A 13,913-nucleotide genomic window follows, 5' to 3' on the forward strand; every position below is an offset into this window, starting at 1 on the left:
CGCCGGCCGCGGTCTTGGAGATCGCGCCGGCGAATGTCTTGCACGGCGCGGTGCGGCTGCACGGATTGACGTCGTCGCCGACACCGGACACCCAGGTGCGTGTGGCCTGCGCGTGCGCGGTGGATAGAGTGACAAACGGGGCGAGGCAGCAAAAGGCTAAGGCAAACAACACAAAGCGACGCATGGTCTTCTCCTGTCAATCAAGAATGAAAATTGCATCATTGATCGGAGCATGTCCCTGGCCTGGAACTAAACCATGCCTGCCTCGACCGGCATAAAAATCTATTGGAAGTCAAAAAGCACTCAAACGCAGAAAAACTGATATTAATCCGCAGGATTGTCAAGCTATCAGAAATCGCTACTGCAGGGTTTGCGTGCAAGTACGCAATGCGTTGTATCAATGGCCTGCAGGAATGTGGCGAATGGCGCGGTCATCGTGCGGGCAGTGACCCTGAATGACCGTACAGAGCCGCAGTGCAGTTATCGTGGCGCCAGTTGTGGCGCGGTACGGGGGTTTCATGCAAGCGTATGTCGGCGCCATGCCGGAGCGAGACAAGCTATCGCAGCGCAGTATTGTAGTGCTGGTTCCGGCGCTCGCCGTACTGATCACCGTGGTATTGGGCGAGCCGCTGTTCGAAGGAAATGATGACACCGGTCTTGCCATGCTCGGTGCGGGATTCGGCATCGCGGCCGGGCCGGAAGCCCATCTGATCTTTTCTCATTACGGCTACGGGCTATTGTTGCAGGCGGTGCGAGGAATTGCCGGAGACCACGCGCACGGCTGGACGACGCTGGCCGCGATTGGTTTCAGCATGGCCCTTTGCCTGCGCGCGCTGTTTGCAACCGGAGCCCGCGGCATCGTGCTGGCGGCAACTGCTGCCGCGCTGGCGGGATGCGTATTTATCCGCCCGCTGCTCGATCCGCAGTTCACGATTACATCCTCGCTGCTGCTGGGCTCCGCGATCGCGTGCCGGATCGCGTTGCTGCGGGGAGGTGCTACACCTGCAGCCATGATCGCGATCTACCTCGCCGTCGTGCTGGGCTTCCTGATCCGGCCTTCGTCCGCGGTCCTGGTGCTCGTGGTGGTTGGGCCTGCACTGTTTTGGCTGGGATGGAGGGGGCCCGTCGCGGAGCGGGCGCCGCTTCGTCGTTTCATGTTGGCGACAGGCGCGATTGCGATCGTCTCGCTGGTGACTGACCATGCCGCCTACTCGCTATCCACCGACTGGAACGACGCGCTGGACTACAACCGGTTGCGCAGCCTGTTCAATGATTTTCACCGGATGCCATGGGAAGGCGGCGAGGCTGCCTATCGTTCTGTAGGCTGGTCGGCGAACGACCGCGCGATGTTCATCGACTGGTATTCGCTGCATCCGATCTATGACCTCGCCAATATCCGGTTTCTTGTCGATGCCATTGCGGTGTCCGGCCCGTGGTTGAAGCCCCAGGGGATATGGCCGTGGTTCGTGATGGTAGCGACAACGCCGCTGGTCGGCCTGCTGGCGACGGCCACCCTCGCACTTGGCGTTGCCGCACGGCGCCACCGGGTGGTGGTCGTCCTGATTGCGCTGGGCTGCCTGGCGGCCCTGGCGATTTCCGGCGTTACCGGCCGGCCGCCGCAGTTTCGCGTTCTGTTTTCCATTTTCGCGGTGGCGGTCCTGGCGCTGTTGCCGTTTGCCGCGCGGACCTCGTGGCGCCATTGGTCGAACCTGCCTTCCGCCGCCGTGCTGGTTGCGGTGTCGCTTGCGGCCGGCATCGTCGCCGCCGACCTGCATCGCAGCCGGGTGGTGGATGCCGCGGCCTATCGCGCGGCGCTGGCGCCGGAGCAGGGCGGGCGCTACTTCGATGGTCTGGTGATTTCCTGGGGAGCGGCCCTGATGTGGGAATGGCTCATCACGCCGAGCCACGTCTATGCGCCGGTCGCCGGCAAGACGATCCCGTCGATCGGGCTGTTCACGCGGATGCCGGTGATGCGTGCTGCGCTCGACAAGGCCGGAATCGGGGATCTCGGTGACACCCTGTGCCGGCAGCCGAACGTGCGTTTGATCGCCCAGCAAGTTTTCATCACCAATCTGCAGGTTTTCTGTGCCGAGCATTACGGCGCCACGCCGGATTATCGCCAGGTGTTCGTGGCCGCGCGCAGCCAGATCTTCGTGTCCGGACCGTCGCAGTCCGTGCTGAAAGATGGCAATGCCGCAGCCGACGTGCGATGATGGCTGGAGTGGGAGAACGTCGGGCATGCGGCAAATCGTTATCTTCGGCACCGGCGAGATTGCAGAACTTGCCGATTTCTACTTTACGCATGATAGCGCGTTCGAAGTGGTGGGCTTCACTGTCGACCAGGCCTTTCTAAAGACCGAAACGTTTCTGGGGCGGCCGGTGGTCGCGTTCGAGGATGTCGCGGCGACGTTTCCGCCGGATCGCTTCGCACTGTTCGTTGCGTTGAGCTATGCCCAGTTGAACAGTGTTCGCGCGGCCAAGGTCGCTGCGGCGCGGACCTTGGGATATTCGCTGGCGTCCTATGTGAGCAGCCGTGCGACCGTGTTTCCGGGCTTCGCGCCGGCCGACAACTGTTTCATTCTCGAGGATAACACCATCCAGCCGTTTGCCAGCGTCGGCGCCAATGTGACGCTGTGGAGCGGCAACCATATAGGTCACCACAGCGTCATCGACGACGATGTGTTCATGGCGTCTCATGTCGTCGTATCGGGCGGCGTGCGGATCGGGCAAGGCTGTTTCATTGGGGTCAACGCGACGCTGCGCGATCACGTCACGATCGGCAAGCAATGCGTCATTGGGGCCGGAGCCCTCGTGCTGGAAGACCAGCCCGACTTCGCCGTGGTGGCGCCGCGCGGCACCGAGCGCTCGCGGGTGCCCAGCACGCGCCTGCGCAGCATCTGAGGCCGCACATGCGTTGGAACAAGCTGGGCCACATTTTCGTGGCCAAGGGGCATTCAGAGCAGGTGCACAGCCATGGCATCGTGCCGATTGCGCGGCCGCTTGGCAATTTCCGCTACCGCATCTATTTCAGCCCGCGGGATACCCAGTCCCGCTCCAATGTGAGCTGGCTGGATATCGACATCCGCGATCCGACGACGGTGCTGCGATTGTCCGAACGCCCGTTGCTGGGCCCCGGCGCCCTCGGCATGTTCGACGATGCGGGCTCGATGTGCTGCTGGATCACGGAACACGACGGTATCGAACGGCTGTATTATCAGGGCTGGAATCTCGGAAAGTCGGTGAGCTTTCACGTTGCCGTCGGTGTTGCCGAGCGTCCCGCGGGCGATCCGGACCGGCCGTTCGAGCGGATCAGCAAAGGCCCGATTCTCGATCGCTGCATGACCGAACCGGTCTTTGTCTCGGATCCCGCGGTGGTGGTTGAAAACGGCAAATGGCGGATGTGGTATCAGTCCGGCAAGCCCTGGACGGAGGGGCCGACGCAGGCGTTGCCGTCCTATGACATTCGCTATGCGGAATCGCCCGATGGCGTCAACTGGACGCTGGGAGGTATTCAGTCGCTTGTTTTCCAGCACCCCGGTGAGATTGCGATTGCGCGTTTCTGTCCGCTGCGCGAGGCCGATGGAAGCTGGAAGGCATGGTATTCCTACCGCGCCAACGACTGGGGTTACCGGATCGGCTATGCCACGTCCGACGACGGTGTGAAGTGGACGCGCCGCGACGACGAGGTCGGGATCGAGCGCGACGCCGACAGCTGGGAAGGGCCGATGATCTGCTACCCGTTCGTGTTCGATACCGAAGTCGGCCGCATGATGCTTTACAATGGCGGACGATATGGCGATGCCGGGTTCGGAATAGCTGTCCTGGAGGCGTAGCGGGTTACGTCCGCCGTACGATCACCGTGAACTCATAGAGGCCGTAGTCCTGCAGCAGCGCGACGGAGCGGCCGTAACGTTGCAGGCAGGTGGCCAGCATCGTCGGGGCGTCGGCATAGTGCAGATTGGGGCGGCGTCGCTCCGGGTCGCTCGACAGGCTGAGCATATTGAAGGCGAAGCCGTCCCGACCGGCCTTGGCCAGAACGTCGATGGTCTCATCGACATAGCTGTTCCAGGTCTCCGACGAGACGTCACCCTTGACGTTGAAGATGCCGCTGGCGATGGCAAAATCCGCGGCCTCGGTCGGTTGCGCGCTGACCTGCCACCGGCTGCGCGCATCGGCGGCGTGCAGCCGTGATGCTTCCGCGATCATGCCGGGCGCAATGTCGTAACCGATGAAGTCGCCACGATATGCGCGCGCGCGCAGGAAGCGCAGGAAGTCGCCGAATCCGCAGCCCAGATCGAGTACCGATCCATCGGGATTGGCCTCAAGGAGCCGAAGAAACTGGCGATGCCTCAATTCGTGGGAGGCTTCACCGTTCCAGTCGACGCCTTGTGGCGTCGCACCATGCTGCGCCAGCTTGGATGTGTAGTAATCGGCGACGCCGCCGATCACCGATCCGGTCACGTCACTTGGCATCGTCGGCCCCCGTGCGGGTGCGATACACCTTGCGTGCCAGCGTATAGGGACGCCGTTTGGATTCGGCCAGGATATTGGCGAGGTAGATGCCGAGAATGCCAAGGATCAGTGTTGTCAGGCCGCCGAACATCCAGATCGAAATGATCAGCGAGGTAAAACCACTGACGCCGATCCCGGAGAACAGGTAACGCGCGAGATAGTAGGCGATGGCCAGCAGCGACAGCAGGAAGGTCGTGATGCCGGTGTAGAGGATCAGATGGAGCAGCCTGGTTGAGGTAGTCGTCAGGTACTTGACCGCCATCTCGATCCGCATCTTCAGCGAATAGACCGACGGCGAAGTTGACAGCTTGCGAACCGGCAACGCGACCTGACGGAAGCCTGCGAGTTCAAACAGATGCGCGATCAGGAATTCGCGGTCGCGCTGGCGGATCAGGGCGCGGACATAATCCCGCGTCATCAGGCGGGCGATCAGGATATTTCTCGGAAGCTTCTGGTCGCTCAGCCAGTTGACGAGCGAAAAGAAAAAATCTCCGGTCACGCGCTCGATATAGCCACCGCGCCGCCGGGCTTCTTGCACGCCGAACACGACGTCGCAGTCGCCCTGTTGCATGCGCTGATGAAACAGCGTGAGCAGTTCAGGCTCTTCTTCCAGATCGCAATCGATCAGCAGCACACGGTCGCCGGTTGCGTGGGCGAGGCCGGTCATCAGCGCCTTGTGGTGGCCGAAATTGCGCGCGAGATCAACGACCACCACGCGGGGGTCGTGCCGGTGCAAAGCGAGGGCAACGTCGAGGCTGTTGTCGGGCGAGCCGTCGTTGACCAGCACCAGTTCAAGGTCGTCGTAAATTGGCGCGGCCGCAGCGAGACTCCGGGCGTGGAATTCATCGATCGTCGCGGCCGACCGGTACAACGTCGTCACGACCGAAAGTTTCACGCAGCCTCCTTGTCAAATCATGCGCAGGCCCGGCGCATCAAAGTAAGTTAGGCGAACTTGCAAGGCCGAACAAGCCGCCCGCGCCGACGCGGCGGCGCGGTCAGAGCATCTGGTCGAGATGTCCGGACAGGGTTTCAACGACCCGGTCGACGGCGCCGTCCATCCGTGGATAAAGCGGAAGGCGGACAAGCCGCGCGCTGAGATCTACGGTGTTCGGCAGATCGCCGTGGGCACGGGCATAGCGCTTTCCGGCCGGCGAATCGTGCAGCGGTACGTAGTGGAACGGCGTCGCAATGCCGTCGGCCGCCATCCGCTGTATCAGCTCCGTCCGTAGCTCGGGCGTCGGCAGGACGATGTAGTAGAGATGGCCGTTGTGGACGCAATGGGCGGGAATTTGCGGCGTCTTCAGTCCGCGGTTCTGGAATCGGCGCAGCGCATCGTCATAGGCAGTCCAGTTGGACCGGCGATCCCTGGTGATGGAGTCGGCGTGCTGCAACTGACCGTACAGGAAGGAGGCGATCAGTTCGCCCGGCAAGAACGAAGAACCGATATCGACCCAGGTGTATTTGTCGACGGCACCGCGGAAGAATTTTTTGCGGTTGGTTCCCTTTTCGCGGATGATCTCGGCGCGCTCGAGCAGCGCCGGATCGTTGATGGCCAGCGCCCCGCCTTCGCCGGAAATGATGTTTTTCGTCTCGTGAAAGCTGAACGCTGACAGCTGGCCGAACGAACCGGCCGGGCGTCCCTGATAGGACGAGCCCAGCGCCTGCGCGGCGTCTTCCACCACCATCAGGCCGCGCCGCTCGGCGATCTCGCACAATGGCGTCATCTCGGCGGGTACGCCGGCATAATGGATCGGAAAGATCGCCTTGGTGCGGGAGGTGATCGCTGCCTCGACCAGGGTGTCGTCAAGGTTCAGCGTGTCCGGGCGGATGTCGACGAACACCGGGATACCTCCCCGCAGCACGACGGCATTGGCGGTGGAGACGAAAGTAAACGAGGGCATGATGACCTCGTCCCCGGCCTCGATGCCGATCAGGATCGCCGCCATCTCCAGTGCTGCGGTGCAGGAATGCGTCAGCAGAACGGCCTTGGCGCCGATTTGCCCGGCGAGCCAAGTCTGGCATCGTTCGGTGAAGCTGCCATCGCCCGAGAGCTGCTGCAGTTCGATCGCCTCGCGGATGTTATCAAGTTCCGGTCCGGCGAGCTGCAGGCGATTGAATGGTACTTCCATCTCGGACCGGAACTCCTGAAGTTCAATGGGGTGGGCTATCGTGGACGATGCCCGGTCGGACTAGGCGTCCAAATGCGAGACGATTCCCAGTTCGACATCGGACGGAAGCGCCGCTGCTGCGACCGGGGGCGACGTTTTCCATCTGCTGATGCAATTACGCCAGATTACGGTCGAGGCCGGCAGGATAACAAGGGCCTGTACCGCCAGAAGCGACAGTACGACGCCCGTTGCCGAGTAGTGCACCGCACCCCAGACCGCGCCGGTTGCCATCAGGACGGCGCCGACCAGCGACACCCAGATCAGCGGCTCGCGGCGAAACGACCGCAGTTGCGCGCCCAGCGCGTTCTGGACATGACCGAGGAAGCCGGACACCAGAACGCCTGCGAATAGCCAGAACGGCAGCACGCGGTCGGCGTAGGGCGTATAGCTGAGGAGGCGGTGCAGCACGCAAAGCGCGGCGGCGCCCGCGACGAATGCCAGGCAGGACCACATCAGGTCGCGACGACACAGCGCGTCGAATTGTGCCCATTCGCGCATCGCCACCGCCCTGGACATCGCCGGGACGTGGCGGGTGATCCACGATAGCGCAAGCAGCCCGAGCATGTTGGACGCCGTCATCGTCAGGCCCATCTGTCCGGCGACGACCGCATCCTGAACCTTGAACAGCACCGGCGTGTAGATCTGGGTCAGCAGATAGCCGCAGACCCACCCGAGCCCCAGCTGCCATTGATGCGGCCAGATTTCCTGCCGCCAGCGGATCAGGCGGTGCGGGCCGTGCAGGGCCAGTTTGAGCAGGTTCGGCTTCCAGCGCGCCAGCCAGAGCCCCTGGATGGCAATGGTCGCCAGCGGCGTCATCACCACCGCCCACAGCCCGGCGCCGGACAGGAAGGCCAGCCAGGTGGCGAAGCCCGCCACGACGCCCTGGATCAGGCGCACGATGTAGACCTCGCGAACCTCGCCGCTGCCTTCGACAACGGCCATGAACGGCAGCACCAGGAGGGCTGCCGCGCTGGCCGAGGCGAGCACCAGCCAGGGCATTTTCCAGTCGATTCCGGCCGCCGAGGTTGTGGAGAAAAACAGCATGCCGGCGGGCGTGATGATGATCGCAAAACCCAGCGTCAACCAGAGGTAATGCCGGGCGGCCCAGGCGGTGACGGCAGCGAAGCGCTCGGCGTTGCCGCCTTCGACCAGCCCCCCCGCTCGCCAGCGAAGCCCGACGAATTCATGCGCCGCAGCCTGCACCAGAACGAAGGAAAGCCCCATGTCGAACAGCGTGTACAGGGCCGACAGGCTGAGCAGGCTGAAGTACCAGCCCTGTTGGGCGGGATTGAGAAAACTGGTGATCATCACGATCGTGATGACGCCTGAACCGGCCTGCCACATTCGCTGCGCCAGAATGACATGCAGGGCGGTCGTCGGGACAAGTCTCATGCCGGCAGCCGCGCAGGTTCCGTCACGAGCTTGCCGTGAGGGATCGGTGTGGCCGCACAACCAGCATAACCAGATTGCATGATGTGATACACGGCTTCACCGATTGCCTTCAGGCCAAGCCGGATTCGGCGGCCGTGAACCTGCGCTAAAACGACCGTAACTGGCCCCGCGTAACGCCAATCTCCTTTCATATTGCCTCTGCGGACGCAAGGCCGCTGCTGGCCGTGACGGACCTGGACGATGCCGATGCGATGGCATTTCCGTTCGCATCGGTGAGCGGGTAGACTGCCGGCGGACCGAGGCGCTTTCGGATTTCGGCCTGAAGAAAGTCTGCTGCGTGGACATAAGCTCGCTCGCCATCCCTGACGTAAAGTTGATCCACCCGGCGATTCACCGCGACGGACGCGGCTTCTTTACCGAAACCTTCCACCGTAACGCGATGGCGGCCGCCGGGATCGGACCAGATTTCGTCCAGGACAATCATTCGCTGTCCGCGGAGGCCGGCACCCTGCGCGGTTTGCATTTCCAGCTTCCGCCACACGCCCAGGGCAAGCTGCTGCGCGTGGTGCGCGGTCGAATTTTTGACGTCGCTGTCGATATCCGCGTGGGCTCGCCGACATTCGGCCGGCATGTCAGCGCAACGCTCGGCCCCGAACGCTGTGTGCAGATATGGATTCCGCCGGGCTTTGCTCATGGATACTGCACGCTTGAGCCCGATACCGAGGTGGTCTACAAAGTCACGGATTACTACGCGCCGGCGAGTGACCGGGGGTTGCTGTGGGATGACCCCTCGCTCGGTATCGACTGGCCGGTATCGCATCACGATGCCAGGCTTTCAGCCAAGGACCGAACGCATCCCATGTTGAAGGATCTGGAGCCGGCGTTCACCGGCTCGATCTGACACAGCAGGTCACAGCGAGGATTTCATGCGTATATTGGTGACCGGCGGTGCGGGTTTCATCGGGTCGGCACTGGTTCGCCATCTCGTCGGCGAAGAGGGAGCCGACGTCCTCAACGTCGACAAGCTCACTTACGCGTCCAACCTCGCATCGGTAGCCTCTGTCGCGCGCGACCAGCGCTACGCCCTGCGGAAGCTCGACATCTGCGATGCCGCCGGTGTTGGCCAGGCATTTGCGGAATTCCAGCCGGACGCGGTCGTGCATCTGGCGGCGGAGACCCACGTCGACCGCTCGATCACAGGCGCGGCAGCCTTCGTCGAGACCAATGTCACCGGCACCTATGTTTTGCTCGACGCGGCACGTCGCTATTACGAAGGACTGTCGGGCGCGCAGCGGCGCGCATTTCGATTTCTCCACGTCTCTACCGATGAAGTCTACGGATCGCTCGGTGCGCAAGGCCTGTTCACCGAACAGACGGCCTATGATCCGAGCTCGCCTTACTCGGCGAGCAAGGCTGCGTCGGATCATCTCGTCGTTGCGTGGCACCGCACCTATGGATTGCCGACGATCATTTCGAATTGCTCGAACAATTACGGGCCGTACCAGTTTCCGGAAAAACTCATTCCGCTGATGATCCTCAATGCGATCGAAGGCAAGCCGTTGCCGATCTACGGCGACGGCTCCAATGTGCGCGACTGGCTTCATGTCGATGACCACGTGCGCGCGCTGGTGCTGATCCTGCAGGGCGGTGAACCCGGACAGAAGTACAACGTCGGCGGCCGCAACGAGCACAGCAATGCCGATGTCGTCGATCGCATTTGCGGGATCATGGATCGCCTGCGGCCGGGCGCGCCGCATCGCAGGCTGATCTCCTTCGTGACGGACCGGCCGGGGCACGATCAGCGCTATGCCATCGACGCCAGCCGGCTGGAATCCACGTTTGGCTGGCGTGCCCGGGAGACGTTCGAGACGGGCCTTGAAAAGACCGTGCGCTGGTATCTCGACAATGAGGACTGGTGGGCGCCGCTGCGCGGCCATGCCGGCCAGCGTCTTGGCCTGGTGGCGTCGCCAGCAGCAGGCCGCGTGGCCTCGTGAGAATTCTCGTCACCGGCCGTACCGGCCAGCTCGTGCACGGCCTGGTCGAACGATCTCCCGGGACGGATATCGCGATCGTTACGGCAGGGCGCCCGGATTTCGATCTAACCGACGAAACATCCGTCATGGCCACGGTGGCGCGTTTGCAACCGGACGCGGTGATCAACGCGGCGGCCTACACGGCGGTGGACAAGGCCGAATCCGAGCCGGAGCAGGCGCATCTCGTCAACGCGCTGGGGGCGGAATTCGTCGCGCGGGCCTGTGCCGTGCACGGCATTCCGGTGATCCAGATCTCGACCGACTATGTGTTCGACGGTGGCAAGGCGGAACCCTATCGCGAGGATGACGCGACGGCGCCCATCAACGTCTACGGCCGCAGCAAGCTTGAGGGCGAGGTCCGGGTCGCACGGGCCTGTCCGCAGCACGTGATCCTGCGCACGGCGTGGCTGCACAGCCCGTGGGGCGCCAACTTCGTCAAGACCATGCTTCGACTGGCAGCGACCCGGGCCGAGATCCAGGTGGTGGCCGATCAGCGGGGATCGCCCACTTACGTGCCGGATCTTGCAGATGCCGTGCTGGCGATTGCAGCGCGCGCGGTAACGCGGCGGGCCGACATGGCGTGGGGCACCTATCACGCTGCAAATGCAGGCGAGGCGACCTGGTTCGATTTCGCGCGGGAGGTGATGCGCTGTGCGGCTCAGCGCAACCTGCCGACGGCGGAAATCCTGCCGATTGCCGCGCGGGATTATCCGACGGCGGCCCGCCGCCCGGGGGAAGCGCGGCTCGCCGGCGCCAAGCTTGAGCAGGCGCTGGGTCTGTCGCTGCCGGACTGGCGTCAGGGCGTGGCGGCCTGTGTGGCGAGGTTGTCGGTGAGCCATAACGACTGACGTCGGGGCCGTCGAATTGCCAAGATTCGCGGTCCGTGCGATGGAGAAGGCACATGAGGGCCGCTCTGCGCCCAGCAATCGTGCCGGCATCCCCGCTGACGCGCCTGGCCATTACGTTTTCGGCCACCACCTCCTTGGAGCTGCGACATGAAGGGAATCATCCTCGCAGGCGGAAGCGGCACGCGCCTCTATCCGATGACGCTTGCCGTGTCCAAGCAGTTGCTGCCGGTCTACGACAAGCCGATGATCTATTATCCGTTGAGCACGCTGATGCTGGCGGGCGTGCGTGACATTCTCATTATTTCCACGCCGGCGGACCTTCCCAGCTTCGAGAAACTGCTCGGCAATGGCGAGCGGCTCGGCATCAAGATCAGCTATCTGGTTCAGCCGCGCCCCGAAGGGCTGGCGCAGGCCTATGTGATCGGGGCTGATTTCGTGGGCGGCGAGAGCTCGGTGCTGATCCTTGGCGATAATATCTTCTTCGGCCACGGCATGCCGATTTCGCTAAACGCAGCACGGGAGCGACCGAGCGGCGCGACGGTGTTCGCCTATCACGTCACCGACCCCGAGCGTTATGGCGTCGTCGAATTCGACGCCGCAGGCCGCCCGCTGTCGATCGTCGAGAAACCTGCCGCTCCGAAATCCAAATGGGCGGTCACCGGTCTGTATTTTTTCGACCATCGCATCGTCGATATCGCCGCGGCGCTGAAGCCGTCGCCGCGCGGTGAGCTTGAGATTACCGATGCGATCTCTGCCTATCTGGCGATGGGCGAACTGCACGTCGAAAAGCTCGGCCGGGGCTTTGCCTGGCTCGACACCGGTACGCCGGATTCGATCCTTGATGCGTCGGACTTCATGCGCACGCTGGAGAAGCGGCAGGGGTTCCGTGTCAGTTGCCCCGAGGAGATCGCATTCCGGATGGGGTTCATCGATCGTGCCCAGCTGGCGCGGCTCGGCCGGGAGCTGGAAAAGGTCGATTACGGCCGCTATCTGCTGGCGATTGCCGAAGATCCGACGGCCTGAGCGATCCTCGCGGAGGCGGCCAAGCCGCTTTCGCAACCTTGCCAATTGCGCTATCTGGCTGCGGAGCGCCTCAACACCAACGATGAAAGTAGCGGGATGCGGAGCGTTGTTCTCGGCGCCACGGGAGTTGTCGGCGGCTATATCGTCGCGCAGCTCGTCCGTGCAGGCGAGAAACCGGTGGCGATTTCGCGATCGCCCCATGCCAGCGACAGCATCGAGTGGGTGCAAGGCGATCTGACGGCGCCGCAAAGCCTGAAGTTGCCGGATGTCGATCGACTGTTCTGCACCGTCGAGGTCGGCGCGCTGGCAGACGCTTTGCCGCACATCTACACGCCGTCGCTGAAGCGGGTGGTGGCCTTCACATCGACCAGCATCGTCACCAAGATCGAGTCGGAGATCGAGTCCGAACGTATCTTGCTGCAACGGCTGGCGGACGGCGAGCGCCGCCTGATCGCAACCTGCGAGCGATACGGCATCGGCTGGACCATCCTTCGCCCGACGATCATCTACGCGGAAGGCCGCGACGCCAACATCACGCGGCTGGCGCGGTTGATCCGGAAATATGGCGTGCTGCCGCTGGCGGGACGCGGCTCCGGCCGACGCCAGCCGGTGCACGCGGAAGACCTTGCGATCGGCGCGCTGCAGGCGGCCAACAGCGACGCGGCAGCCGGCAATACCTATGCGCTGCCGGGCTCCGAGACGATCACCTATCGCGAAATGGTCGGCCGGATATTCGACGGCCTCAATAGGCCCCGCCGCATCCTGTCGGTACCGCCGGTGCTGTGGCGCGCCGCGTTCACCCTTGCGAAGCCGCTGTTTCCGAAAGCGAACGCTGCGATGGGCAGCCGCATGGCAATGGACATGGTGTTCGACGACACGCCTGCGAAGCAGGATTTCGGCTGGAGCCCGCGCGGCTTCCGTCCGCGCTTCGATTGATGGCGCTCGTGGCACCCGATACAGGATCTGCTGAAAGCATGGCGCACATCGAAACCAGCACCTCTCGCCGTTCCCTGGCCATCCTGATGGGGACCTGGAATGGGGCGGAGCATCTTGACGAACAATTGCAGTCCTTTGCAGACCAGACCCATTCGGACTGGTCGCTCCACGTCTCCGACGATGGCTCGAGCGACGCGACCCGCGATCTCGTCACGCGCTTTGCCGCGACCGTGGACCAGCCGGTTGAAGTGCGTATCGGGCCGAAGACCGGTTTCGTGGATAACTTCCTGACGCTGGCGCGCGACGATGCGATCGACGCCACCTATTTTGCCTTCAGCGACCAGGACGATATCTGGTATCCGGACAAGCTGGCGCGTGCGCTCGCCTGGTTCGAAACGGTGACGGACGATTCAATTCCGGCGGTGTATTTTTCGCGCACCGAACTGATCACCTCGCAGGGGCTTCCGCGCGGCCATTCCACCTTGTTCCGGCGGCCGGCGGTGTTTCGCAACGCGCTGGTTCAAAACATCGGCGGCGCCAACACGATGGTGTTCAACCGCGCCGCCCGGCGCCTGTTGCAGGCGGCCGCCGAAGCGCCGGCGGTCTCGCACGACTGGGCGCTGTATCTGCTCGTTACCGCGGTCGACGGCATTGCCTATTACGACAGCGCGTCGACGCTGAAGTATCGTCAGCATGACGGCAACGTCATGGGCTCCAATCGCGGTGTCGGCGCGGTCCGGCGGCGCCTGGAGTTGATGTTTCAGGGCACGATATCGCGCTGGAATGCCATCAATCGCGAACTGCTGCGCTCGGTCGATGCGCAGCTATCCGCTGGCAACCGCGAGACACTGCGGCTGTTTTCCGAAGCCGGTTCGGCGCCGATGCTGGTCCGGCTGTGGAAGCTGAAATGCTCCGGCGTCTACCGGCAGACCTGGCTCGGAAATCTCGGCCTCGCGCTGGCCGCGCTGATCGGAAAGATCTGAGCGGCGTACCCGAGGCCA

At 63.3% G+C, this 13,913-nt stretch carries 13 protein-coding genes and 1 pseudogene; 9 read left to right on the plus strand and 5 right to left on the minus strand.

Annotated features, from left to right (window positions below; all coding sequences use genetic code 11):
- Positions 1 to 184 (minus strand): annotated as a pseudogene (locus JWQ24_RS20035) (hypothetical protein); the annotation flags it as partial.
- Between the two features lie 334 nt (positions 185 to 518).
- Here JWQ24_RS20035 and JWQ24_RS20040 point away from each other — a divergent pair.
- Genes JWQ24_RS20040 through JWQ24_RS20050 form a run of 3 tightly spaced genes read left to right on the plus strand, consistent with a single transcriptional unit; the run spans position 519 to position 3,833 of the window.
- The gene (locus JWQ24_RS20040; protein WP_299811853.1) at positions 519 to 2,213 is read left to right on the plus strand and encodes a hypothetical protein; all 1,695 of its coding nucleotides are present in this window, start codon (positions 519 to 521) and stop codon (positions 2,211 to 2,213) included.
- A gap of 25 nt (positions 2,214 to 2,238) precedes the next feature.
- Positions 2,239 to 2,901 carry an acetyltransferase gene (locus JWQ24_RS20045; protein WP_299811855.1) on the plus strand — a complete coding sequence of 221 codons (663 nt, stop codon included), beginning with the start codon at positions 2,239 to 2,241 and terminating at the stop codon, positions 2,899 to 2,901.
- 8 nt (positions 2,902 to 2,909) lie between these two features.
- Entirely contained in the window at positions 2,910 to 3,833 is a 924-nt protein-coding gene (locus JWQ24_RS20050) for a hypothetical protein (protein ID WP_299811857.1), read from the plus strand.
- Between the two features lie 4 nt (positions 3,834 to 3,837).
- Here the strand turns inward: JWQ24_RS20050 and JWQ24_RS20055 are convergent, their stop codons facing one another.
- The 4 genes from JWQ24_RS20055 to JWQ24_RS20070 form a co-directional block, all read right to left on the minus strand.
- Positions 3,838 to 4,473, minus strand: a complete 636-nt coding sequence (locus tag JWQ24_RS20055) for a class I SAM-dependent methyltransferase (RefSeq protein ID WP_299811859.1) — start codon at positions 4,471 to 4,473, stop codon at positions 3,838 to 3,840.
- Entirely contained in the window at positions 4,463 to 5,407 is a 945-nt protein-coding gene (locus tag JWQ24_RS20060; RefSeq protein ID WP_299811861.1) for a glycosyltransferase family 2 protein, read from the minus strand. Before JWQ24_RS20060 ends, JWQ24_RS20055 begins: the two co-directional genes overlap by 11 nt.
- A gap of 100 nt (positions 5,408 to 5,507) precedes the next feature.
- Positions 5,508 to 6,641, minus strand: coding sequence for a dTDP-4-amino-4,6-dideoxygalactose transaminase (gene rffA / locus JWQ24_RS20065; RefSeq protein WP_299811863.1), 1,134 nt, complete (start codon positions 6,639 to 6,641; stop codon positions 5,508 to 5,510).
- Positions 6,642 to 6,701: 60 nt separating this feature from the next.
- Positions 6,702 to 8,072 carry a hypothetical protein gene (locus JWQ24_RS20070; protein WP_299811865.1) on the minus strand — a complete coding sequence of 457 codons (1,371 nt, stop codon included), beginning with the start codon at positions 8,070 to 8,072 and terminating at the stop codon, positions 6,702 to 6,704.
- Positions 8,073 to 8,409: 337 nt separating this feature from the next.
- Here JWQ24_RS20070 and rfbC point away from each other — a divergent pair, with 337 nt between their 5' ends.
- The 6 genes from rfbC to JWQ24_RS20100 all read left to right on the plus strand — a co-directional run bounded on the left by rfbC (position 8,410) and on the right by JWQ24_RS20100 (position 13,895).
- Entirely contained in the window at positions 8,410 to 8,973 is a 564-nt protein-coding gene (gene rfbC, locus JWQ24_RS20075) for a dTDP-4-dehydrorhamnose 3,5-epimerase (RefSeq protein ID WP_299811867.1), read from the plus strand.
- A 25-nt stretch (positions 8,974 to 8,998) separates the two neighbouring features.
- Positions 8,999 to 10,066 carry a dTDP-glucose 4,6-dehydratase gene (gene rfbB / locus JWQ24_RS20080; protein ID WP_299811869.1) on the plus strand — a complete coding sequence of 356 codons (1,068 nt, stop codon included), beginning with the start codon at positions 8,999 to 9,001 and terminating at the stop codon, positions 10,064 to 10,066.
- Positions 10,063 to 10,953 (plus strand): dTDP-4-dehydrorhamnose reductase, encoded by an 891-nt coding sequence (rfbD, locus tag JWQ24_RS20085; protein ID WP_299811871.1) that lies wholly within the window; start codon positions 10,063 to 10,065, stop codon positions 10,951 to 10,953. The genes rfbB and rfbD overlap by 4 nt, the downstream gene beginning before the upstream one ends.
- Positions 10,954 to 11,100: 147 nt before the next feature.
- The gene (rfbA, locus tag JWQ24_RS20090; RefSeq protein ID WP_299811874.1) at positions 11,101 to 11,976 is read left to right on the plus strand and encodes a glucose-1-phosphate thymidylyltransferase RfbA; all 876 of its coding nucleotides are present in this window, start codon (positions 11,101 to 11,103) and stop codon (positions 11,974 to 11,976) included.
- 96 nt (positions 11,977 to 12,072) lie between these two features.
- On the plus strand, positions 12,073 to 12,912 hold the full coding sequence (locus tag JWQ24_RS20095) for an NAD-dependent epimerase/dehydratase family protein (protein ID WP_299811876.1): 840 nt from the start codon (positions 12,073 to 12,075) through the stop codon (positions 12,910 to 12,912).
- A 38-nt stretch (positions 12,913 to 12,950) separates the two neighbouring features.
- Positions 12,951 to 13,895, plus strand: a complete 945-nt coding sequence (locus tag JWQ24_RS20100; RefSeq protein ID WP_299811878.1) for a glycosyltransferase — start codon at positions 12,951 to 12,953, stop codon at positions 13,893 to 13,895.
- Positions 13,896 to 13,913 lie beyond the last annotated feature (18 nt).

Origin of the sequence: Tardiphaga sp. (assembly GCF_028290495.1) — a bacterium.
Taxonomy (GTDB): Bacteria; Pseudomonadota; Alphaproteobacteria; order Rhizobiales; family Xanthobacteraceae; genus Tardiphaga.

Bases quoted from the DNA above. Each gene is read 5' to 3' on its own strand.
- JWQ24_RS20040 (WP_299811853.1), top strand. From the start codon at position 519: ATGCAAGCGTATGTCGGCGCCATGCCGGAGCGAGACAAGCTATCGCAG.
- JWQ24_RS20045 (WP_299811855.1), top strand. From the start codon at position 2,239: ATGCGGCAAATCGTTATCTTCGGCACCGGCGAGATTGCAGAACTTGCC.
- JWQ24_RS20050 (WP_299811857.1), top strand. From the start codon at position 2,910: ATGCGTTGGAACAAGCTGGGCCACATTTTCGTGGCCAAGGGGCATTCA.
- JWQ24_RS20055 (WP_299811859.1), bottom strand. From the start codon at position 4,473: ATGCCAAGTGACGTGACCGGATCGGTGATCGGCGGCGTCGCCGATTAC.
- rffA (WP_299811863.1), bottom strand. From the start codon at position 6,641: ATGGAAGTACCATTCAATCGCCTGCAGCTCGCCGGACCGGAACTTGAT.
- JWQ24_RS20070 (WP_299811865.1), bottom strand. From the start codon at position 8,072: ATGAGACTTGTCCCGACGACCGCCCTGCATGTCATTCTGGCGCAGCGA.
- rfbB (WP_299811869.1), top strand. From the start codon at position 8,999: ATGCGTATATTGGTGACCGGCGGTGCGGGTTTCATCGGGTCGGCACTG.
- rfbA (WP_299811874.1), top strand. From the start codon at position 11,101: ATGAAGGGAATCATCCTCGCAGGCGGAAGCGGCACGCGCCTCTATCCG.
- JWQ24_RS20095 (WP_299811876.1), top strand. From the start codon at position 12,073: ATGCGGAGCGTTGTTCTCGGCGCCACGGGAGTTGTCGGCGGCTATATC.
- JWQ24_RS20100 (WP_299811878.1), top strand. From the start codon at position 12,951: ATGGCGCACATCGAAACCAGCACCTCTCGCCGTTCCCTGGCCATCCTG.